Below are 19,842 nucleotides of genomic sequence, written 5' to 3' on the forward strand. Positions count from 1 at the left end.
AGGAGGTGGGCCGTTGTCGCTGTCGGCCGCCGGTTCTGGCTTAAGCCGGCCCAGTCATGACCCAGACCGGCTGCTAGCCGGGTACGGTGCCGCCCGCGCCCAGGACACGCTGTTCGAGCTGCGTGGCGGGGCCGAGACATTCGGTGGCACCGGATACGACGAGTTCGTCGACGCCACCGGTACCGTCCGCCCGTCGTGGCAGGAGCTCGCTGATCTCATCGGCGAACGCGGTCGCGGTGGGCTGGATCGGTTGCGCGGTGTGGTGCGCGGGCTCGTCGACAACGACGGCATCACCTACATCGAGCTCGACCACGACGGCGAGGCGGTCACCAACAGCGAGGGCATCGCGTTGCCCGGCCCGTGGCATCTGGACGGGATACCGCTTCTCCTCTCGGCCGCGGACTGGGAGACGCTGGAAGCCGGTGTGGTGCAACGGTCCCGCATCCTCGATGGGGTGCTGGCCGACCTGTACGGCGAACGCCGCGCGATCACCAGCGGGATCCTGCCGCCGCAGCTGCTGTTCGGCCATCCTGGCTACATCCGGGCCGCCCGCGGTATCGAGAACCCGGGCCGGCATCAGCTGTTCATGCTCGGCTGCGATGTGAGCCGGGCCGCCGACGCACGGTTTGTGGTCAACGCCGACTGGACGCAGGCGCCGTCGGGGGCCGGCTATGCGCTGGCCGACCGCCGGGTGGTGGCGCATGCGGTGCCCGACGTCTACGAGCGCATTGGCCCGCGACCGGCATCGCCGTTCGCCCAGGCGCTGCGGCTGGCGCTCATCGAGGCCGCACCCGAGGCTGCCGAGGACCCGGTGGTCGTGGTGCTGAGCCCCGGTATTCACTCCGAGACCGCGTTCGACCAGGCCTATCTGGCGTCGGTTCTGGGTTTTCCGCTGGTCGAGAGTGCGGATCTGGTGGTGCGCGACGGCAAGCTGTGCATGCGTTCGCTGGGCACGTTGAAGCGGGTCGATGTGGTGCTGCGCCGGATCGACGCCGACTACGTCGACCCGCTGGATCTGCGACCGGATTCACGCTTGGGTGTCGTCGGTCTGGTCGAGATGCAGCGGCGCGGTGCGGTGACGGTGGTCAACACCCTCGGCGCCGGTATTCTGGAAAGCCCTGGGCTGCAACGCTTTCTGCCTCAGCTGGCTGATCGGTTGCTGGGGGAGAAGCCGCTGCTGGATACCCCGCAGCTGTACTGGGGTGGATTCGAGCGGGAGCGTTCGCATCTGCTGGCGCGGCTGAACACCCTGCTGATCAAGTCGACAGTCGGCGGCGACACCATCGTGGGTCCGGCGTTGTCGACGGCACAGCGCAGCGAGTTGGCGGCCCGGATCGATGCGCAGCCCTGGGAATGGGTCGGCCAGGAACTGCCGCAGTTCTCCTCGGCGCCCACCGATCACTACCCGGGTGGGCTCTCGGCCGCCAGCGTGGGCCTGCGGTTGTTCACGGTGTCGCAGCGCGGCGGGTACGCGCCGATGATCGGTGGGCTCGGCTATGTGCTGGCACCGGGCAACGCTGCCTACAAGCTGAAAACTGTTGCTGCCAAGGATGTCTGGGTGCGTCCGCCGACCCGGGTGAAGGCGGACACGTTGACCGTCCCGCCGGTCGAGCTCCCCAGCGGCACCCGGTTCATCAGCTCGCCGCGTGTGTTGTCCGACCTGTTCTGGATGGGCCGCTACGGCGAGCGGACCGAGAATCTGGCCCGGCTGCTGATCGTGGCCCGCGAGCGTTACCACGAATACCGCTACCGCCAGGACATGGAGGGCAGCGAGTGCGTGCCGGTTCTGCTGGGGGCGCTGGGTGCGCTCACCGGAACCGACACGGAGGCGGCAGGGACCTACGCCGACGCGGTGGCCGGTGCTCAACGCACGCTGTGGTCGCTGACGGTGGACCGGCAGCGCTCAGGGTCGCTGGCCCAATCCGTCGAACGGCTCGGGCTGGCCGCCCGGTCGGTGCGCGACCAGATGTCCAACGACACCTGGATGGTGCTCGGCGCCGTCGAGCGGGCGCTGGCCGAGCAGGCGGGCTTCCAGCCCAGCCCGCAACGCGGGACGCGGGTCGCCGACGACACTGCGCTGGCGACCGCTCAGCAGCAGACGCTGGCCGGAATGCTGGCGTTGTCCGGGGTGGCCGCCGAGTCGATGGTGCACGACGCCGGCTGGACGATGATGGACATCGGTAAGCGCATCGAGCGTGGGCTGGCCTTGTCCGCGCTACTGCGCGCGACGCTGACGACCGAGCGCAGCGCGGGCGCCGAACAGACCATCACCGAATCCGCTTTGGTGGTGTGCGAGTCCTCGGTGATCTACCGCAGGCGCAACCTAGGCAAGGTGAGTGTGGCGGCGGTGGCCGATCTCGTGCTGTTTGACGGCGAGAACCCCAGATCGCTGGTCTACCAGCTGGAACGGCTGCGCTCGAACCTGCGTGCGCTACCTGGCGCGTCGGGCTCGTCGCGACCGGAGCGGCTGGTCGACGAGATCAGCACGCGGCTGCGCCGGCTGAATCCGGCCGACCTCGAAGTCGTCGACGGCGAGGGGCACCGAGCCGACCTCGATGCGCTGCTGGGCTGGATTCACAACGCGCTGCGTGACCTCTCCGACGTCATCACCCGCGCCCAGCTGTCGCTGCCTGGTGGCATGCAGCCGCTGTGGGGTCCCGACCAGCGCCGGGTCATGCCGTGACCACGCCGGCGGGGGCGAGCACGGCGGCCGGGGGATCAACCAGGGCGTATCGGATCACCCATCGCACCGAGTACAGCTACTCCGATGTGGTGACCAGTTCGTATGGCCGCGGCCATCTCACCCCGCGCGACACCACCGGGCAACGCTGCCTGGCCTACGAACTCGACATCGATCCGGTACCCGCTGACCGGTCCACCAGCCGCGACGTGTACGGCAATATCAGCTCCTACTTCCACATCACCGAACGCCACGACGCCCTGACCGTGACCAGCCGCTCCGTCGTCGAGGTCGACCCGCCGCCGGTGGAGCTGTACACGGCGGGCTGGGCATTGGCGCCCTGGGAGGCTATCCGGCCGGTCGGCCACAACGGCGCGCTGGCATCCGAATTCACCCTCGACCTGCGTCCGCCTGAAATCACCGAGGCGGTGCGGGAGTACGCCGCGCCCAGTTTCACACCGGGCCGTCCACTCGTCGAAGTCCTGCGCGACCTCAATGCCCGAATCTTCTCCGACTTCACCTACAAGTCCGGATCCACGACGGTGTCCACACAGGTGAGCGAGGTTTTACTGGCCCGGGAAGGGGTATGCCAAGACTTCGCCCGGCTGGCGATCGCCTGCCTGCGCGCCAACGGATTGGCGGCGAGTTATGTGTCGGGATACCTCGCCACCGACCCGCCGCCGGGGAAGGAACGGATGTACGGCGTGGACGCCACTCATGCTTGGGCCGCGGTGTGGACCCCGCAAAACGATTGGCTCGGGCTGGATCCCACCAATGACCAACTGGTCGATCAGCGTTACATCACGGTCGGCTGGGGCCGTGACTACGCCGACATCCCTCCGCTGCGCGGCATCATTTACACCGACTCCGAGCGCAGCGTCATCGACGTCTCCGTAGACGTCGCGCCGTACGACGAGGGCGTGCTGCATGCGTGACTTCATCTGCCCCAACTGCGGGCAGCATCTGGCCTTTGAGAATTCGGTCTGCCTGTCGTGCGGGAGCCGGCTGGGATTCTCCCTGGATGACATGGCATTTTTGGTGATCGCCTCCGGCGAAGGCAGTGAGCATGGTGGGGCGGTGGACGCCGCCGATTTTCAGCTGTGCGCCAATCTCTATCTGGCCGAATGTAACTGGCTGGTCAAGGTGGAGCCGGTCCGTCAGTTGTGTGCGTCGTGCCGGCTCACCCGCACCCGGCCCGACGATGACGACACCGCTGCGATGGCGGCCTTCGCCCTAGCCGAGCAGGCCAAGCGGCGCCTGATCGCCGAACTGCACGAACTCAAGCTGCCGATCGTCGGCCGTGACGAGGATCCGCAGTACGGACTGACGTTCGATTTGTTGTCCAGCGCCAAGGAAAAGGTGTTCACTGGCCACGACAACGGCGTGATCACACTGGATCTGGCCGAGGGCGACGATGTTCATCGCGAGCAGTTGCGCACCTCGATGGATGAGCCGTATCGCACGCTGCTCGGCCATTTCCGCCACGAGGTCGGCCACTACTACTTCTACCGGCTGGTCAGTACCTCACCGGCGCATCTGCCGCGGTTCAACGAACTGTTCGGCGATCCAGACGCCGACTATCAGGCCGCGCTGGACCGTCACTACAACGAGGGCCCGCCGGCCGGCTGGAATAAGAACTACGTCTCCTCCTATGCCACCATGCACCCGGCCGAGGATTGGGCCGAGACATTCGCTCACTACCTGCACATCCGGGACACCCTGGACACCGCCGCGGCATTCGGGTTGGCCCCGGCCAACGCCACCTATGAGCGAAGGGTGTTGGGGCCCAGCGGGTTCGACAACATGATCGAGATGTGGCTGCCGTTGTCCTGGTCGCTGAACATGGTCAACCGGTCGATGGGCAAGGACGATCTCTACCCCTTTGTGCTGCCGGTGCCGGTCCTGGAGAAGATGCGCTTCATCCACGCAGTCATCGACGAGGTGGCGTCCGCCTAGGCTTGCGGACGTAACCCGAGTACATCGCGGAACAAGGCTTGCCGGAGGGCAAGCTCCCGCGGGTCGCTGTACAGGTGGAAGCCCAGCTTGTTCATGACGTAGCCGAATCCGATCCCGGTGTCGGGATCGGCGAACCCGAACGAACCACCGAAACCCGGTGTGCCGTAGGCGTTGCCGGATGACCCGAACACCAGGGTGGGCGTTGGCTTGGTCAAGCCCAACGAGAACGAGGTGTCGACGTTGAGGACCTTGTCGCGAAGGCCCTGGCTGGGCGCGATCGCCGGCGCGGCCAGTGCGGACAGCACGTCGGCGGTCAGCCCGATCTGTTCGCCGCCGGTGGCGGCGGTGCCGTACAGCTGCGCAACGGATCTGGCCGTCCCGATCCCGTTGCTTGACGGTATCTCGACCGAGCGGACGTCGTCGCGGTTGTAGTCGCCATCAAAGGGGTTGACGTCGCGCGGGATACCGGTGGTGCGGGCGGCCAGCCCCACCGGGTTGAGCGCGGCCAGCGCAAAGCCGGCCGGCATCTCGCCCAGGTGAAGCAGCGATTCGGCCCGCTTCCACTGGTGCAGCTGCGCGATCCGGCGCCGGTCGATGTCGCGCGCCAGTCCGATGTGAAGGTCCAAGCCCAGCGGTCCGGCGATCTCGTCGGCCAGGAACCGGCCGACCGTGCGCCCGGCGGGGTCGGTGCGGCGAATCAGCTCAGATTGATACCAGCCCAAGGTGATTGCATGGTAGCCATGCCGGGTGCCGACGGGCCATGCCGGCGCTTGGCCGGCCAGGATCGGGGCGAGCCGGTCCGGGTCGGCGACATAGCCAAGGGTGGGGTTGGGGGTCAGGGCTGACAACCCCGCCTGGTGGGCCAGGAGCTGGCGAACCGTGACATCGCCCTTACCGGATTGGGCGAACTCCGGCCAGTACTCGGCGACTTTCGCGTCGTAGGACAGCATGCCGCGGGACACCGCGACGGCGAATGTCAACGCAGTGATGCCCTTCGTCGTAGAGAACATGTTGACCATGGTGTCGGCCTGCCAGGTGGTTTTCGCCACCCCGTCGCGGTAACCGCCCCACAGATCGACGACCTTGACTCCGTCCCGGTAGACGGCGACGGCGGCCCCCACCTCCACACCGGAGGCCAGGTTCCGCCGGAACGCATCGGCGACCTTCCCGTAGCCTTCGGCGACGTCGCCGCCCATCAAGTCAGGTGGCACTACAACTTTGAGCACGATCGAGCCCTTCTTTAGTTTGTCGAGGAGGATATGTCGGCGCACCGCGCGTCATAGGCGTAATCGCTGCGGGGACCCCTACGATCGCCGGGTGGCTGATCGCTATGGCGCCGACGTACTGGCCAACAACCCGCACAACTCGCGCAAGACCCGTTCCACCGAACAGGCCGTCGAGCTGGGCATGGTCGTCGAAGACCCGCAGTCCGGATTCGTCGGCGCGGTCGTCGGTGTCGAAGGGTCCCGGGTCGAGCTGGAGGACCGCAAGGGCCGGCGGCGAGTGTTCCCGCTGGGTCCCGGGTTTCTGTTCGAGGGCAAGCCGGTGATCCTGACCCCGCTGCGCCGGTCCGCGCCGGCCGCGCAGCGCACCAAGTCGGGATCGGTGAAGGTGTCCGACGCGCGCGCGAAGGTGGCACTGGCCAGTCGCATCTACGTCGAGGGCCGCCACGACGCCGAACTCGTCGAGCAGGTGTGGGGCGACGACCTCCGAGTCGAGGGCGTCGTCGTGGAGTACCTCGGCGGCGTCGACGACCTGGCCGGCATCGTGGAGTCGTTCCGCCCCGCCCCGGGGCGACGCCTCGGTGTGCTGGTCGATCACCTGGTGGCCGGGTCCAAGGAGGCCCGGATCGCCGAGGCGGTCCGGCGCGGGCCGGGCGGGGCGCACACGCTCGTCGTGGGCCATCCCTACGTCGACATCTGGCAGGCCGTCAAACCCGAGCGGGTCGGCCTGAAGGCGTGGCCGTCGGTGCCGCGCAATGTCGAATGGAAGCACGGGATCTGCGAGGCATTGGGCTGGCCACACCGAGACCAGGCCGACATCGCCAGGGCCTGGCAGCGTATCCGCTCCTCGGTAAGGGACTGGACCGATCTGGAGCCGGCACTGATCGGCCGGGTCGAGGAGCTCATCGATTTCGTGACGCAGCCCGCCTGAGGTGAATCTGCAGCTGTGACGCACGTCGCAGGCGGAATTCAGAGCGATTCGGTGTACGGTTGTTCACCGTACGAGGTTTACCGCCGACTGCAGTCTGGTCGTCGTCTCCCGATGCCGGCCGACGCGGTACGACTTGATCCGGAGCTATACCGTCATGACCTTCGCTCTTGATGTGCCTGAAGAAGTCGCCCAGGTCCGGGACTGGGTACACCAGTTCGCTGCCGATGTCGTGCGACCCGCGGCCGCCGAATGGGACGAGCGCGAGGAAACGCCCTGGCCGCTGATCCAGGAGGCCGCCAAAGTCGGTCTCTACACGCCGGAGCTGTTCGCCGAGATGTCTGCCGAGCCGTCCGGAATCGGCATGCTGACCGTGTTCGAGGAGATGTTCTGGGGCGATGCCGGCATCGGGCTGTCGATCCTGGGCACCGGACTGGCGGCCGCCGCACTGGCCGCCAACGGCACCCCGGAGCAGATCGGGCACTGGCTACCCGAGATGTTCGGCACGCCTGGCGACCCGCATCTGGCGGCGTTCTGTTCCTCTGAGCCGGGCGCCGGCTCGGATGTCGGCTCGGTGCGCACCCGTGCCCGCTATGAGCAGGCCACCGATGAATGGGTGCTGGACGGCACCAAGACCTGGGCCACCAACGGCGGCATCGCCAACGTCCACATCGTGGTGGCTTCGGTCCATCCCGATCTCGGCACCCGTGGACAGGCCACCTTCATCATTCCGCCGAACACGCCTGGGTTCTCCCAGGGGCAGAAGTTCAAGAAGCACGGTATCCGCGCTTCGCACACCGCCGAGGTGGTGCTGGACAACGTCCGCCTGCCGGGCAACCTGATTCTGGGCGGGATGGAGCGCTTCGAGCAGCGCATGGCCCGGGCCAGGGAAGGGCAACGCACCTCCGCTCAGGCCGCGATGGCGACCTTCGAGCGCACCCGGCCCGCCGTCGGTGCGATGGCGCTCGGCGTCGCCAGGGCCGCCTACGAGTACGCCCTCGAATACGCTTGCCAGCGTGAACAATTCGGCCGCAAGATCGGTGACTTCCAAGCGATCGGTTTCAAGCTGGCGGACATGAAGAGCCGCATTGATGCGTCGCGGCTGCTGATCTGGCGGGCCGGCTGGATGCAGCGGAACAACAAGCCGTTCACGTCGGCGGAGGGGTCGATGGCCAAGCTGCACGCCAGCGAGACGGCGGTGTACGTCACCGACGAAGCGATTCAGATCCTCGGCGGAAACGGCTACACCCGCGACTACCCGGTGGAGCGGATGCACCGTGACGCCAAGATCTTCACGATCTTCGAGGGCACCAGCGAGATTCAGCGATTGGTGATCGCCCGCAGGCTGACCGGTCTGCCGCTGCGCTAGCCGAGGTCGGGCGCCCAGGCAACGCCGTTGATGTGGCTGCCGCCGTCGACGAAAAGCGTGTTGCCGGTGAGGTATCGCGAGCCCTCACTGGACAGGAACACTGCGACCGGCGCGATGTCCTCGTACGGGTCGCCCATCCGGCCCATCGGGTTGGCGGCGTCGGCGATTGCCTCTATCTCGGGGTGCTGCGAGGTAACCGCAAGGAAGGCTTGGCTTTTGGCAGCGGGGCAGATGGCGTTGACGGTCACTCCGGTCGGCGCCCATTCCCTGGCGGCGGTGCGGGTCAGAGTGCGCAGCGCCTCCTTGGCCGAGTTGTACTCCAGTGAGCCGATGTGGGCATTGACACCGTTGAGGCTGCACATGTTGATCACCCGGCCCCAGCCGCGCTCTTTCATGTGGCCGAAGGCCGCGCGCATGGCCCACAACGGACCGTAATAGCCCACCGCGAAACCGTGCGCCAGCTCGTCGTCGGTCTTGTTCTCGACCCGCCCGATCGCGCCACCGCCCCAGGCATTGTTCACCAGAACGTCGATTGAACCGTACTCGGAAACAGCTGCGGCGACGGCATTTTCGACCTGGCCGCGGTCGGACACATCGGTGGCGACGAACAGTCCGCCGATCTCATCGGCCACGGCGGCCCCGCTGGTGGGGTCGAATTCGGCCACCACCACCCGAGCGCCCTCATCGGCGAACCTGCGGGCGATGCCGGCGCCGATGCCCGCGCCGGCGCCGGTGACCAGGGCAACCTTGCCGTCCAGTGCGCCGCTCATCGCGTGCCACCGGCCATTCCGGCCGAAATCAGGTCGTTGGCCTGACCGCTGCCATCGAGCTGACGGGCCGTGCGACTGACGATCTCCCAGCCGTGGGCGGCCCGGTGCAGCCGGATCAGATGCACACCGGCGCGGCCGACGTTGTAGCCGCCCGCCTCCCGGCGCACGAGCAGCATCGACTGGCAGACGGCGACCGCCTGGTCGCCGTCGACGGTGACCGCGGGCGGGCCGAAGAAGTGACAGCAACCCCTGGCGATCAATCCTCGGTGTTCCTCCGAGCGCACCATGGCGGCGACGTCGGCGCGGCTGGACATCGTCCAGTCGCCGGTGTCGTAACCGCCGTCGACGGCCCACAGCGCGGCGACGGCGTCGGGATCACCTGAATCGACCAGTGGCCCGTAGGACGCGATGAGCCGCGCGATATCCCGTTCGTCTTCCAGGGTTTTGAGGCGTCTTTCGAGGCCCTCCAGGGTGTCGCTCACGGTGCATTCCTTTCTAGAGCTCTTCGGCCAGCCCCTGTAGCGCGGCGAGCTGATCGCAATAGTGGTCGGGGGAGCTGGCGGTCACCGAAGCCGTGATGGCGGTGGCGCCGGCGTCACGTAAAGCGGTGAGGCGCTTACGCGTTCGATCGCGGTCGGCGAGCGGATCAACCGAGTGTCCGGTGGACAGCACCACGTCGAAGCCGGGTGGCGCGTCCATTGCGGTCAGCATGGCCCCGATCTCGGCGGTGGTCAGGCCGAACGGCATCCAGCCGTCGGCCAGCAGGACTGCCCGGCGCAGCGAGCGTTGGCTGCGCCCGCCGACCCAGATCGGTACCCGCGGCTGCTCGGCGCAGGGCTGTACGGCGAACCCGTCGAATTGGTAGTGGCTACCCCGGTAAGTGGGCCTGGTGGTGGACAGTGAGGCGCGCAGTGCGCGGATGGCGTCGTCAGCGCGTTCCCCGCGGCCGTCGAACGTCGCGCCGAGTAACTCGAACTCTTCTTCCAGGGAGCCGACACCGACGCCCAGTACCAGCCGGCCTCCGCTGAGCGTGTCCAGCGTGCCGAACCGTTTCGCGATCTCCAGCGGGTGGTGATAGCCGAGCACGATCACCGAGGTCGCCAACGAGATCCGGCTGGTGTGGGCGGCCAGAAAGCCGAACGTCGACAGCGGATCCCAGTAGGTCAGGCCGCGCCGGCCGGTTTCGTCGACCGGGACGGCGATGTGCTCGGCGCAGGTGAGGTGGTCGAAGCCGAGCTGGTCGGCGGTGTGGGCGATGCGGGCCAGGTCGGTGACTCCTGCGTTCGTTTCCCACTCCGAGGACACCCCAGGCAGCTGCATCACCATCGGCGTCGACAGTCCGATCCGCACAGTGCTGTTCTAACCGGCGCCACACCGGCGGAATGCTTGCGTCCCGGTGATCGGGACCGCTACGGTGCGGTAGAACGAATTCTCGCCAAGCGGACAGGAGGCCTGATGACCGCGGCTTTAAGTGATACCGCCCCCGCATCGATGCTGGATCGGTTCACGGCCATCATCGATGCCTTTGAGGACGCCTCCGCTGGGCTGACGCTGGACCAGATCGCCGCGCGGGCACACCTACCCCGCTCGACGACGCACCGCATCCTCGACCAGCTGGTACGCCTGCAGTGGCTGACCCACTCCGGGCGGGGCTACCGGCTCGGTGCGCGCACGTCGGCATGGGGCGCGGGGGACAGCGCCGATGTTCGGCTGCGCTCGGTGGCCGCGCCGGTGCTGCACGAGATGCAGCTGCGCACGGGTGCGGTGGTGCATCTGGGTCTGCTCGATCGGGGCGAGATCGTTCATCTGGACAAGCTGGGCGGGCCGTCGGCGCGCCAGGTGCCGACCTCGGTCGGCGTGCGGATCCCATGTCACCGGGTCGCGCTGGGAGTCGCCGCACTGGCCGGGCTGTCGCCGGAGGATGTAGTCGCCGAGCTGAACCATGTCCGGGGCTGGGAGCCCGACGCGGCCTGGTGGGGCGAGTTGCACAAGGTCCGCCGCCGCGTCGTGGTGCGCCACGGCGACTACACCGTCCCGATGGTGTCGGTCGCGGCGACGATCGGCTCGCGCGCGGCGATCGGAATCGTCACCTCGGATCGGGTGCTCGCGCAGCGATGTCAGCCGCTGGTCTCCGCATCGGCGGCCCGAATCGCCCGGGCGCTGGCGGGCGCGAACATCTAAGCCGCACCATCTTCGTTCCCGAGTAGTCGTTCGGGGTGGTGGAAGTCGTTGGTGCCGGCGGTGAGTGGTAGTTGTGGTGGTGGTATCCATTCGGTGTCGCCGTTGGCGAGTTTTCGGGTTTCCCAGCCTTGGTCGAGGAGTCGGTGATCGGGTGGGCAGGCCAGGGTGAGTGTGTCGATGTTGGTGAGGCCGCCGTGGGCCCATTGGTCGACGTGGTGGACTTCGCAGCGGTAGCCCGGTGCGTCAGCCGGGTCGGGTGCCGCCGGCGGTGACGGCGTGGCCGGTCTTGCTCTGGATATCGTGCAGGGTGGCCGAGACGATCACCGTCACCGGTAGGCCGTTGTGCTGACCGAGATTCGGGTCCCCGAGTTGCCCCCGCACCAGGGCGGTCAACGCGTCGTGCTGACGCTGGCCGTGGCTGCGTAGATCTCGCTCGGCCACCTCGGCAGAAGGTGTGATGGTCGGTGTTTGGTCGGCGGGGTTGCCCATGCCGGGGGCGGCGAATGTGGTGAACCAGGCATCCAGCATCGACCGCAGCTCCGGGTCGGCCACCAGCCTGCCCACACTCATGCCGTCGACCTGTTGCCCACCACACCACACGAAGCCGCGTTTGCGGGCCCGGTCCTCATCAGAGAACGTTCCGTCGGGGTTGAGCAGCAGGCACAGCTGATGGGCGATCTTCTCCAGCTGATCCGGGCGCAGATTCGCTGCGTGCTCAGCCAGCGTGTGTTCGGCTTTCTCGACCTCGTCCGGCGGCACCTGGTCAGGCAGGTCGCGGACGAACTTCTGGATTACTCGTAGGTGCTCGCCATCGAGCTGGCCGGCGTGCCAGGCCTTCGACGTCTCGGGTAACAGCGCAGGCAGGAGTTCGCCGGTCAACGTCCTCCGCGGCGCCAGTTGCTCGGCGTCTCGGATGCGCCGCCTGGCTTCCCCGCGGGCTGATCCGCAGCACATCGCCCAGCGTGATCGGCACCGGTAGACAGCCCTGGAACTGCTCCAACCGCGACACCACAGTCTGGGACACCGCCACCTGACGGCGCTGCGCAGTCTCCAACCGCTCCAGAACCGCAAACCGCTCCGGCGGCTCGAGCGTCTCGAAATCGATGGCGGCAAGGGACGCTACGACGTCGTCGAGCGCATCCAACGTCGCATCGATCGAACGCACATTCGAAACATTACCCGCAGGCGCCGACAAAAAATGACCCCACAACACCTCTGAGGATGAACGCGAATGTGTGGAGAGAGTTAGCTCAGACCCATCAATTTCTGCATCATCCGGTGCGCGCCGGCGACCACCTTCGTGCGATCCGGATCATTGCGCCGCGCAACATCTTCGGCGTTGCCCCCGGCGACGTAGACCGGTCCGTTCGGCAGCTGCTCGAGGCCTTCGCGGGCCACATCGGCCGGGTCGGCCACCCGCATGCCGGGCACGTCGAAGTTGAGGCCAACCCGCTCCATCGCGGGAGTGCGGGTCACCCCGAGAACCAGCTCCAGCACATCGACGCCGTAGTCGCGTAACTCCAGCCACAGCCCCTCGGCGAAGATGCGCCCGTAGGCCTTCACTCCGCCGTACACGGTGTGGCGCACCGATCCCAGATATCCCGACATCGACCCGACCAGCAGGATGCCGCCGCGCCGCCGTTCGCGCATCAGCCGGCCGTAATGCTGGGTCAGCGCCATCATCGTGGTGATGTTGAGGTCGATCACGCGCTGGAAATCCGCGAGCTCGGCGTCCAGGAACTCTGCGCTGCAAGTATTGGCGCCGGCGTTGTAGACGAAGAGCCCGACCTCGAGCCCGTCAGTCACGGCCGTCAACTGACCAACCGCACCTGGCTCGGCGAGATCTGTTGCCAGCGTGCGTACTTCGACCCCAAGTGCACGGCATGCCGAAGCGGTCACCGTCAGGGGCTCGGGCTTGCGGGCCACCAGAACGAGATTCACGCCGGACTCGGCCAGCAAGCGGGCGAATTCGGCGCCCACGCCTTCTGAACCACCGGCGATTACTGCCCACGGGCCGTACTTTGCATGCGACACGCACTGATCGTCACCCGTTGTGGTTCAGCGCGTGATGAGCGTCTCGCTGATCGGTACCGCTGCGCGGTGACCTGGCCCATACCCGATACTGAGAGACATGCCGCGGATCGGAGAGCCCCGGGCGCCGGCCCGGCCGGCGACCGATGACCAGGAGAATCGTCGTGGCGCCATCCTGTCCGCCGCCGCGAGGCTCGGCCTGGTCAAGGAGATCGACCGGATCCAGGCCCAGGAGATCGCCGCTGACGCCGGTGTTGCGTTGCGCACCCTCTATCGTTACTACCCGTCCAAGCACCACGTGTTCGCCGCGGTGCTCGACGACCAGGTGTCGCGCTTCCGTCCGCCGCCGCCCAGCGGCGTCGCGGCCGACGACATCGCCGGACTGATGGTTGCTGCCTGTCGAAACCTGTTGCGCCACAAGCATCTTGCGCATGCGATGATCACCTCCACTCAGATTGTGCGTGCTCAGGCCGACGCGCCAGACGATCCCACCCTGCGCGAGCTCATCCTGAAGATCGCCGGCGTCGACAACCCCACCGACGAACAGTTGCGCCGCTCCCGGCTCGTGCAGCAGGCCACGTTCGGCATCCTGACGTGGACGGTCGGCGGGGCGCTGCGGCCCGAGGATGCGCTGGCCGACGTCGACGTCGCCTGCCGGCTACTCGTGGGTGATGTTTTTTGACGGCTGGTTGGCGCCTGCCCGGCCGGCCAGCACCGAACCGGCGAGAATCAGCGCCACTCCGGCGATCAGCGCCACCGCTGGATTGACGTCGGTGAACATCAGCGCACACCTGGCGCCGACGACGACATTACGAACGTGGTAAGTCTGAGTGCGTGTCCGACAGCCTGTTCGACGTGCCCGGGGGCGACGACGGCCGGGTCAGCTCGGCCGCGCCGGCGTCGGCCCCATTGGCGGTCCGCATGCGCCCGGCCAGCCTTGACGAAGTCGTCGGGCAGGAGAACCTGCTACGCCTCGGGTCGCCACTACGGAGGCTCGTCGAAGGATCGGGCGCGGCGTCGGTCATCCTCTATGGGCCGCCCGGCACCGGCAAGACCACGCTGGCATCGCTGGTGTCGCAGGCCACCGGCCGGCGGTTCGAGGCGCTCTCGGCGCTGAGCGCCGGTGTCAAGGAAGTGCGCGCGGTCATCGACAACGCCCGGCGCGCGGCCGCCTACGGCGAGCAGACCGTGCTCTTCATCGACGAGGTGCACCGCTTCTCCAAGACGCAGCAGGACGCCCTGCTGGCGGCGGTCGAGAACCGCATCGTGCTGCTGGTGGCCGCCACCACCGAGAACCCCTCGTTCTCGGTCGTCGCCCCGCTGCTGTCCCGCTCGCTGATCTTGCAGCTGCAGCCGCTGACCGCCGACAACATCCGTGCGGTGGTGCAACGCGCCATCTCCGACCCGCGTGGGCTGGGCGGTGCGGTCACTGTCGACGACGACGCCGTCGAGCTGGTGGTGCAGCTGTCCGCCGGGGATGCCCGCCGGGCGCTGACCGCGCTGGAGGTCGCGGCTGAAACCGGTCAGCATGTCACCGTCGACACCATCGAGCAGTCGCTGGACAAGGCGGCGGTGCGCTACGACCGTGACGGCGACCAGCACTACGACGTCATCAGTGCGTTCATCAAGTCGATCCGCGGATCGGACGTCGATGCCGCACTGCATTACCTGGCGCGGATGCTGGTGGCGGGGGAAGATCCACGCTTCGTGGCGCGCCGGCTGATGATCCTGGCCAGTGAGGACATTGGGATGGCAGATCCGTCGGCGCTGCTGACCGCCGTCGCCGCCGCGCAGACTGTGGCACTCATTGGAATGCCCGAGGCGCAGCTGACCCTCGCGCACGCGACCGTGCACCTGGCGACCGCCCCGAAATCGAACGCGGTTACCACCGCGCTCGGCGCTGCGATGAACGATATCCGGGCGGGCAAGGCCGGTTTAGTGCCGGCTCATCTGCGTGACGGGCATTACGCGGGTGCGGCCAAACTGGGCAATGCCGTAGGCTATCGCTATCCGCACGATGACCCTGATGGTGTTGTGCCACAACAGTATCCACCCGATGAGGTGGTGGGTTTCGACTACTACAGGCCGACCAATCACGGCACGGAACGGGAGATCTCCAGCCGGCTGGATAAGCTGCGGGCGATCATCCGGCGTAAGCGCTGACATCATCTTCGGCGCACGGTGCCGCCGTGTCGGCGCGGATCCCGACGGGGTCGACCGGCCGATGTGGACTCCCGTCTAGCGCTGCGCACGTTGGCGAATGCCACGCAGCATCCCGAGCTCCATCACGAAGTGCGCGATGTCGAAGGCGGTGATCCCGACCGCGCCGCCGATGCCGCGGGCCAGCAGCCGGGTCTGACCGCCTTGTGGCCGAAGGTAGAAGGCCCATGATCCCAAGGCCTTCGCGCCGCGCTGTACGCGGTCGTAGTCAGCGGCAGACATCAGCACCAGATGCGACTTCGGCACTACCTCGGCGACCAGCTGCGTGGCCCACTGGCCGTAGCGGCGGGCGAGCCAGACGGTGTCGCCGGCCTGCAATTCCTGCCACTCCAGGTGAATGATGTCCGCATTGTGGATCTGGGCGCCCACCAGCCGCTCGAGGAAGTCGTAACTGTAGAAACCTCCGCGGTTCTCACCGATCTGGGCCAGCCACGGCCAGACCGCTTCGACCGGGGCGTCGATGGTGATGGCACGGGTCGTGCGCGGCGTGCCCAGTTCCACCAACGCGTCGCCGGGCAGTTCGGCGGCGGCCTCCTCGCCGGTGGCACCCCAGGTATACAACTTCGGTCGCACACCCCAGTGATACAGCCCGGCGATGCCGGCAGCCGCCATTCCCGCGGCCAGTGCCGGCCTCTGCGTGCCCATGTCCGAGAACGTAGTCCCGGTGCGGGCCGCAGGGGGAGAGACTTAAGTCCCGTCCTTGTCCGTCAAGCCATTTCGGGCACGCGCAGGTGCGCCAGCGCCAGTTCGAACTCGCCGACGTCGAGCTGGTCGGCACCCAGGTCGCGCAGCAGGGCGGTCCGCAGTGACCGCGCCGCATCCCGGCTGCGTTCCATCGCCTCGTGGCTGTCGTAGGTCGTCGAGACCACCGCACGTCCCGACATCCGATCACACATCAGGCTGGTGCTGCAGAACCCGTCGAGCTGTTCGATCTCCGGCAGCACCGTCACCTTGTAGAACTCGACGGTCTGGTCGAACTGGTCGGGCCTGGCTTTGAGCCAGGTAGCCCGCACACAGGCCCCGTCGCCAGACCGGTGGTCCCGGTGCAGCGCGGCGATGTCCCATTCGTCCACCGATGTGCTGGCACTCAACGCTTTGGCGGCCCTGGCTCGTAGTGGGCGTACCTGGTCTGCGCTGGAGTGCATCGCGGCCGTGTCCGTCCAGGCCGTGGTGGCGATACAGCGGCCCGATTCGCGGTCCGCCAGCAGCGACATGCCGACACATCCGGCCATGCTTTGCAGCGCCGGCATCACCTCGTCACGAAACATGGCGATCCCGGCGCCGATACATTCGGGGCGCGCGACAAACGTGGTAGAGCGTGCGTGCACGGTCCACCCCCTTCGACTCGGGGCAGCGCCCCGGTGGCGCTACCGGCACTTCTCACCTTCCTCCACCCGATATGACCTGGCGGCGTTTTCGCTCACGTCACCTACGCTGGGAAATTGTGGATAGCGACGTGCTCGACATCGACAGGGCGCGGCGGCGGATCCTCGACCTCACCGGCGAGGTTCGGTCGCTCGGCCGCGCCCACGGGTCGCCCGGCCACGGCGCCGACCACGTGCTTCCGGCCATCGTGGCGCCCTCGGTGACGTTCCCCGTGCCCGACGGCGCCACTGCTGGGCGCCTGGCAGAGCGTGGTGCTGGTCGCCCTGAATCAGGACAACCCGCGCCGATCAGTCCGGCTGAGCTTCGTGCCCGGCTGAGCGAAGGTTGCCGACCGGTAATGTAATGCGGTCGAAGCGTCCGACCCGAACGCAAGGAAAGCCAGTGCAGACACACGAGATCAGGAAGCGGTTCCTGGATCATTTCGTGAAGGCAGGTCACACCGAGGTGCCGAGCGCCTCGGTGATCCTCGACGACCCGAACCTACTGTTCGTCAACGCGGGCATGGTGCAGTTCGTGCCCTTCTTCCTGGGGCAGCGCACCCCGCCCTATGCGACGGCCACCAGCGTCCAGAAGTGCATCCGCACCCCTGACATCGACGAAGTCGGCATTACCACCCGCCACAACACCTTCTTCCAGATGGCGGGCAACTTCTCTTTCGGTGACTACTTCAAGCGCCGCGCGATCGAACTGGCCTGGTCGCTGCTCACCACGCCGGCAGCCGACGGTGGTTACGGGTTCGACCCGGAGCGGCTGTGGGCGACGGTCTTCTACGACGACGACGAGGCCGTGCAGCTGTGGCAGGAGGTCGCCGGTCTGCCGACCGAGCGGATTCAGCGCCGCGGCATGGCCGACAACTACTGGTCGATGGGCATTCCCGGGCCGTGCGGCCCGTGCTCGGAGATCTACTACGACCGCGGCCCCGAATACGGCGTCGAGGGCGGCCCGGAAGCCGACGAGAACCGCTACATCGAGATCTGGAATCTCGTGTTCATGCAGAACGAGCGCGGCGACGGCACCAGCAAGGACGACTTCGAGATCCTGGGCCCGTTGCCGCGCAAGAACATTGACACCGGCATGGGTGTCGAGCGCATCGCTTGCCTGCTGCAGAACGTCGACAACGTCTACGAGACCGACCTGCTGAGGCCGGTCATCGACAAGGTGGCGCAGTTCGCGCCGCGCGGCTACGGCGCAGGCAGCCACGAAGACGACGTGCGCTACCGGGTCATCGCCGATCACAGCCGGACCGCCGCGATCATCATCGGCGACGGTGTCACTCCCGGCAATGAGGGCCGAGGGTACGTGCTGCGCCGGTTGCTCCGGCGGATTATCAGGGCGGCCAAGCTGCTGGGCGTTGAGCAGCCGATCATGGCGGACCTGATGGTCGTCGTGCGTGACGCGATGGGCCCGTCGTACCCGGAACTGGTCACCGACTTCGACCGCATCCAGCGCATCGCGGTGGCCGAGGAGACGGCATTCAACCGGACGCTGGCGTCGGGGTCGAAACTGTTCGAAGAAGCTGCCACTGCCACGAAGGCCGCCGGCAAGTCCGTGTTGGGTGGCGCGGAGGCATTCGCCCTGCACGACACCTACGGCTTCCCGATCGAACTGACCCTGGAGATGGCCGCCGAGGCGGACCTGAGCGTCGACGAGCTCGGCTTCCGTGAGCTGATGGCCGAGCAGCGCCGCCGCGCCAAGGCCGACGCCGCGGCGCGCAAGCACGCCCACGCCGACCTGTCGGCGTTCCGCGAGCTGGTGGACGCCGGTCCGACGGAGTTCACCGGATTCGACGAATTGACTTCTGAGGCACGAATTCTCGGCATCTTCGTCGACGGCAAACGGGTGCCGGTGGTCGCGCATCATCCGCGCGTGCATTCCGAGACCCCGCCCCCCGAGCGCGTCGAGATCGTTCTGGACCGCACTCCGCTCTATGCCGAGTCCGGTGGGCAGATCGCTGATGCCGGCTGGATAGGCGGCAGCGGGGCCGCCAAGGCTGCGGTCAGCGACGTGCAGAAGATCGCCAAAACCCTGTGGGTGCATCGGGTCAACGTCGAATCCGGCGAGTTCGTCGAGGGTGACACCGTCACCGCGGCCGTCGACCCGGAGTGGCGTCGCGGTGCCACCCAGGGGCATTCCGGCACGCACATGGTGCACGCCGCACTGCGACAAGTGCTGGGGCCCAACGCCGTTCAGGCCGGTTCGCTGAACCGGCCCGGTTATCTGCGGTTCGACTTCAACTACCAGGGCGCGTTGAGCGACGAGCAGCGGGCTCAGGTCGAGGAAGTCACCAACGAGGCCGTGCAGGCCGACTTCCAGGTGCACACCTTCAACGAGAAGCTGGAGAAAGCCAAGGCGATGGGCGCCATGGCGATGTTCGGCGAGTCCTACCCCGACGAGGTCCGGGTGGTCGAGATCGGCGGCCCGTTCTCGCTGGAACTCTGCGGCGGCACTCACGTGCACAACTCGGCGCAGATCGGTCCGGTCACGATCCTGGGCGAGTCGTCGGTCGGCTCCGGGGTGCGCCGCGTCGAGGCCTACGTCGGCCTGGACTCGTTCCGCCACCTGGCCAAGGAACGCGCGCTGATGGCCGGTCTGGCGTCCTCGCTCAAGGTGCCATCCGACGAGGTGCCGGCCCGGGTGGCCAATCTCGTCGAACGGCTCAAGGCCGCCGAAAAAGAACTCGACCGGGTGCGCCTGGCCACCGCGCGGGCGGCCGCGGCGAACGCCGCCGCAGGTGCCGAGCAGGTAGGTAAGGTCCGTCTCGTGGCGCAGCGGATGTCGGCCGGGATGAACGCCGGCGATCTGCGCTCCCTGGTCGGTGACATCCGCGGCAAGTTGGGCTCCGATCCCGGCGTCGTGGTGCTCATCAGCGAGGGGCCCGAAACAGACGGAGTGGGAACCGTTCCTTTTGTTGTTGCGACCAACCCGGCCGCGCAGGACGCCGGGTTGAGTGCCAACGAGCTGATCAAGCAGATCTCTTCGGCGGTCGACGGGCGGGGCGGCGGAAAGGCCGACCTGGCCCAGGGCTCCGGCAAGAATGCGGCCGGAATCGATGCGGCACTGGCGGCGGTTCGCGCAGAGATCGCGCGGAGCTAGCCTCA

17 protein-coding genes and 2 pseudogenes are annotated in these 19,842 nt (G+C 67.4%); 10 read left to right on the forward strand and 9 right to left on the reverse strand.

Annotated elements, in window-relative coordinates; genetic code table 11:
- Positions 1 to 13 precede the first annotated feature (13 nt).
- Genes G6N38_RS23675 through G6N38_RS23685 form a run of 3 tightly spaced genes read left to right on the forward strand, consistent with a single transcriptional unit; the run spans position 14 to position 4,636 of the window.
- A complete protein-coding gene (locus tag G6N38_RS23675; protein WP_163750411.1) occupies positions 14 to 2,683 on the forward strand; it encodes a circularly permuted type 2 ATP-grasp protein in 2,670 nt (889 codons plus the stop codon).
- Positions 2,680 to 3,615, forward strand: a complete 936-nt coding sequence (locus G6N38_RS23680) for a transglutaminase family protein (protein WP_163750412.1) — start codon at positions 2,680 to 2,682, stop codon at positions 3,613 to 3,615. Before G6N38_RS23675 ends, G6N38_RS23680 begins: the two co-directional genes overlap by 4 nt.
- A complete protein-coding gene (locus G6N38_RS23685) occupies positions 3,608 to 4,636 on the forward strand; it encodes a zinc-binding metallopeptidase family protein (protein WP_163750413.1) in 1,029 nt (342 codons plus the stop codon). The genes G6N38_RS23680 and G6N38_RS23685 overlap by 8 nt, the downstream gene beginning before the upstream one ends.
- On the opposite strand, the gene G6N38_RS23690 is transcribed toward G6N38_RS23685, so the two are convergent.
- Positions 4,633 to 5,865, reverse strand: a complete 1,233-nt coding sequence (locus G6N38_RS23690) for a serine hydrolase domain-containing protein (RefSeq protein WP_163752320.1) — start codon at positions 5,863 to 5,865, stop codon at positions 4,633 to 4,635. The two genes, G6N38_RS23685 and G6N38_RS23690, sit on opposite strands and share 4 nt — an antisense overlap.
- Before the next feature lie 88 nt (positions 5,866 to 5,953).
- On the opposite strand from G6N38_RS23690, the gene G6N38_RS23695 reads away from it, so the two are divergent.
- Together G6N38_RS23695 and G6N38_RS23700 are read left to right on the forward strand one after the other, a co-directional pair.
- Positions 5,954 to 6,790, forward strand: coding sequence for a DUF3097 domain-containing protein (locus tag G6N38_RS23695; protein ID WP_163750414.1), 837 nt, complete (start codon positions 5,954 to 5,956; stop codon positions 6,788 to 6,790).
- 154 nt (positions 6,791 to 6,944) lie between these two features.
- Positions 6,945 to 8,156, forward strand: a complete 1,212-nt coding sequence (locus G6N38_RS23700) for an acyl-CoA dehydrogenase family protein (RefSeq protein ID WP_163750415.1) — start codon at positions 6,945 to 6,947, stop codon at positions 8,154 to 8,156.
- Here G6N38_RS23700 and G6N38_RS23705 read toward each other — a convergent pair.
- The 3 genes from G6N38_RS23705 to G6N38_RS23715 are packed head-to-tail and all read right to left on the reverse strand — an operon-like array spanning position 8,153 to position 10,276.
- Positions 8,153 to 8,926: an SDR family NAD(P)-dependent oxidoreductase gene (locus tag G6N38_RS23705; RefSeq protein WP_163750416.1), complete on the reverse strand. Its 774-nt coding sequence runs from the start codon at positions 8,924 to 8,926 to the stop codon at positions 8,153 to 8,155. The two genes, G6N38_RS23700 and G6N38_RS23705, sit on opposite strands and share 4 nt — an antisense overlap.
- Complete coding sequence (locus G6N38_RS23710) at positions 8,923 to 9,408, reverse strand: nuclear transport factor 2 family protein (RefSeq protein ID WP_163750417.1); 486 nt, start codon at positions 9,406 to 9,408, stop codon at positions 8,923 to 8,925. The genes G6N38_RS23705 and G6N38_RS23710 overlap by 4 nt, the downstream gene beginning before the upstream one ends.
- Before the next feature lie 13 nt (positions 9,409 to 9,421).
- A complete protein-coding gene (locus G6N38_RS23715; protein WP_163750418.1) occupies positions 9,422 to 10,276 on the reverse strand; it encodes an LLM class F420-dependent oxidoreductase in 855 nt (284 codons plus the stop codon).
- Between the two features lie 105 nt (positions 10,277 to 10,381).
- Here G6N38_RS23715 and G6N38_RS23720 point away from each other — a divergent pair, with 105 nt between their 5' ends.
- Entirely contained in the window at positions 10,382 to 11,107 is a 726-nt protein-coding gene (locus G6N38_RS23720; protein WP_163750419.1) for an IclR family transcriptional regulator, read from the forward strand.
- On the opposite strand, the pseudogene G6N38_RS23725 reads toward G6N38_RS23720, so the two are convergent.
- Together G6N38_RS23725 and G6N38_RS23730 are read right to left on the reverse strand one after the other, a co-directional pair.
- Positions 11,104 to 12,272, reverse strand: a pseudogene (locus tag G6N38_RS23725) (DUF222 domain-containing protein). The gene G6N38_RS23720 and the pseudogene G6N38_RS23725 overlap by 4 nt on opposite strands.
- Positions 12,273 to 12,352: 80 nt before the next feature.
- Positions 12,353 to 13,141: an SDR family NAD(P)-dependent oxidoreductase gene (locus G6N38_RS23730; protein ID WP_163750420.1), complete on the reverse strand. Its 789-nt coding sequence runs from the start codon at positions 13,139 to 13,141 to the stop codon at positions 12,353 to 12,355.
- Between the two features lie 97 nt (positions 13,142 to 13,238).
- Between G6N38_RS23730 and G6N38_RS23735 the strand changes: the two genes are divergently transcribed.
- On the forward strand, positions 13,239 to 13,820 hold the full coding sequence (locus G6N38_RS23735) for a TetR/AcrR family transcriptional regulator (protein WP_163750421.1): 582 nt from the start codon (positions 13,239 to 13,241) through the stop codon (positions 13,818 to 13,820).
- Here G6N38_RS23735 and G6N38_RS31050 read toward each other — a convergent pair.
- On the reverse strand, positions 13,797 to 13,919 hold the full coding sequence (locus tag G6N38_RS31050) for a hypothetical protein (protein ID WP_281357830.1): 123 nt from the start codon (positions 13,917 to 13,919) through the stop codon (positions 13,797 to 13,799). The two genes, G6N38_RS23735 and G6N38_RS31050, sit on opposite strands and share 24 nt — an antisense overlap.
- A gap of 53 nt (positions 13,920 to 13,972) precedes the next feature.
- Between G6N38_RS31050 and G6N38_RS23740 the strand changes: the two genes are divergently transcribed.
- Positions 13,973 to 15,301 carry a replication-associated recombination protein A gene (locus tag G6N38_RS23740; protein WP_163750422.1) on the forward strand — a complete coding sequence of 443 codons (1,329 nt, stop codon included), beginning with the start codon at positions 13,973 to 13,975 and terminating at the stop codon, positions 15,299 to 15,301.
- 75 nt (positions 15,302 to 15,376) lie between these two features.
- On the opposite strand, the gene G6N38_RS23745 is transcribed toward G6N38_RS23740, so the two are convergent.
- Together G6N38_RS23745 and G6N38_RS23750 are read right to left on the reverse strand one after the other, a co-directional pair.
- On the reverse strand, positions 15,377 to 16,003 hold the full coding sequence (locus tag G6N38_RS23745; protein ID WP_163750423.1) for a hypothetical protein: 627 nt from the start codon (positions 16,001 to 16,003) through the stop codon (positions 15,377 to 15,379).
- Between the two features lie 62 nt (positions 16,004 to 16,065).
- Complete coding sequence (locus G6N38_RS23750; RefSeq protein ID WP_163750424.1) at positions 16,066 to 16,686, reverse strand: hypothetical protein; 621 nt, start codon at positions 16,684 to 16,686, stop codon at positions 16,066 to 16,068.
- A gap of 128 nt (positions 16,687 to 16,814) precedes the next feature.
- Between G6N38_RS23750 and G6N38_RS23755 the strand changes: the two are divergent.
- Together G6N38_RS23755 and alaS are read left to right on the forward strand one after the other, a co-directional pair.
- Positions 16,815 to 17,061: pseudogene (locus G6N38_RS23755) on the forward strand (YjbQ family protein).
- Between the two features lie 64 nt (positions 17,062 to 17,125).
- Positions 17,126 to 19,837, forward strand: a complete 2,712-nt coding sequence (gene alaS / locus G6N38_RS23760) for an alanine--tRNA ligase (protein ID WP_163750425.1) — start codon at positions 17,126 to 17,128, stop codon at positions 19,835 to 19,837.
- Positions 19,838 to 19,842: the final 5 nt, after the last annotated feature.

The organism is Mycolicibacterium helvum (assembly GCF_010731895.1).
GTDB lineage: Bacteria > Actinomycetota > Actinomycetes > Mycobacteriales > Mycobacteriaceae > Mycobacterium > Mycobacterium helvum.

What these genes read in the sequence shown, in the direction of transcription:
- G6N38_RS23735 (WP_163750421.1), top strand. Translation starts at nt 13,239, where the DNA reads ATGCCGCGGATCGGAGAGCCCCGGGCGCCGGCCCGGCCGGCGACCGAT.
- G6N38_RS31050 (WP_281357830.1), bottom strand. Translation starts at nt 13,919, where the DNA reads ATGTTCACCGACGTCAATCCAGCGGTGGCGCTGATCGCCGGAGTGGCG.
- G6N38_RS23700 (WP_163750415.1), top strand. Translation starts at nt 6,945, where the DNA reads ATGACCTTCGCTCTTGATGTGCCTGAAGAAGTCGCCCAGGTCCGGGAC.
- G6N38_RS23705 (WP_163750416.1), bottom strand. Translation starts at nt 8,926, where the DNA reads ATGAGCGGCGCACTGGACGGCAAGGTTGCCCTGGTCACCGGCGCCGGC.
- G6N38_RS23745 (WP_163750423.1), bottom strand. Translation starts at nt 16,003, where the DNA reads ATGGGCACGCAGAGGCCGGCACTGGCCGCGGGAATGGCGGCTGCCGGC.
- G6N38_RS23685 (WP_163750413.1), top strand. Translation starts at nt 3,608, where the DNA reads ATGCGTGACTTCATCTGCCCCAACTGCGGGCAGCATCTGGCCTTTGAG.
- G6N38_RS23720 (WP_163750419.1), top strand. Translation starts at nt 10,382, where the DNA reads ATGACCGCGGCTTTAAGTGATACCGCCCCCGCATCGATGCTGGATCGG.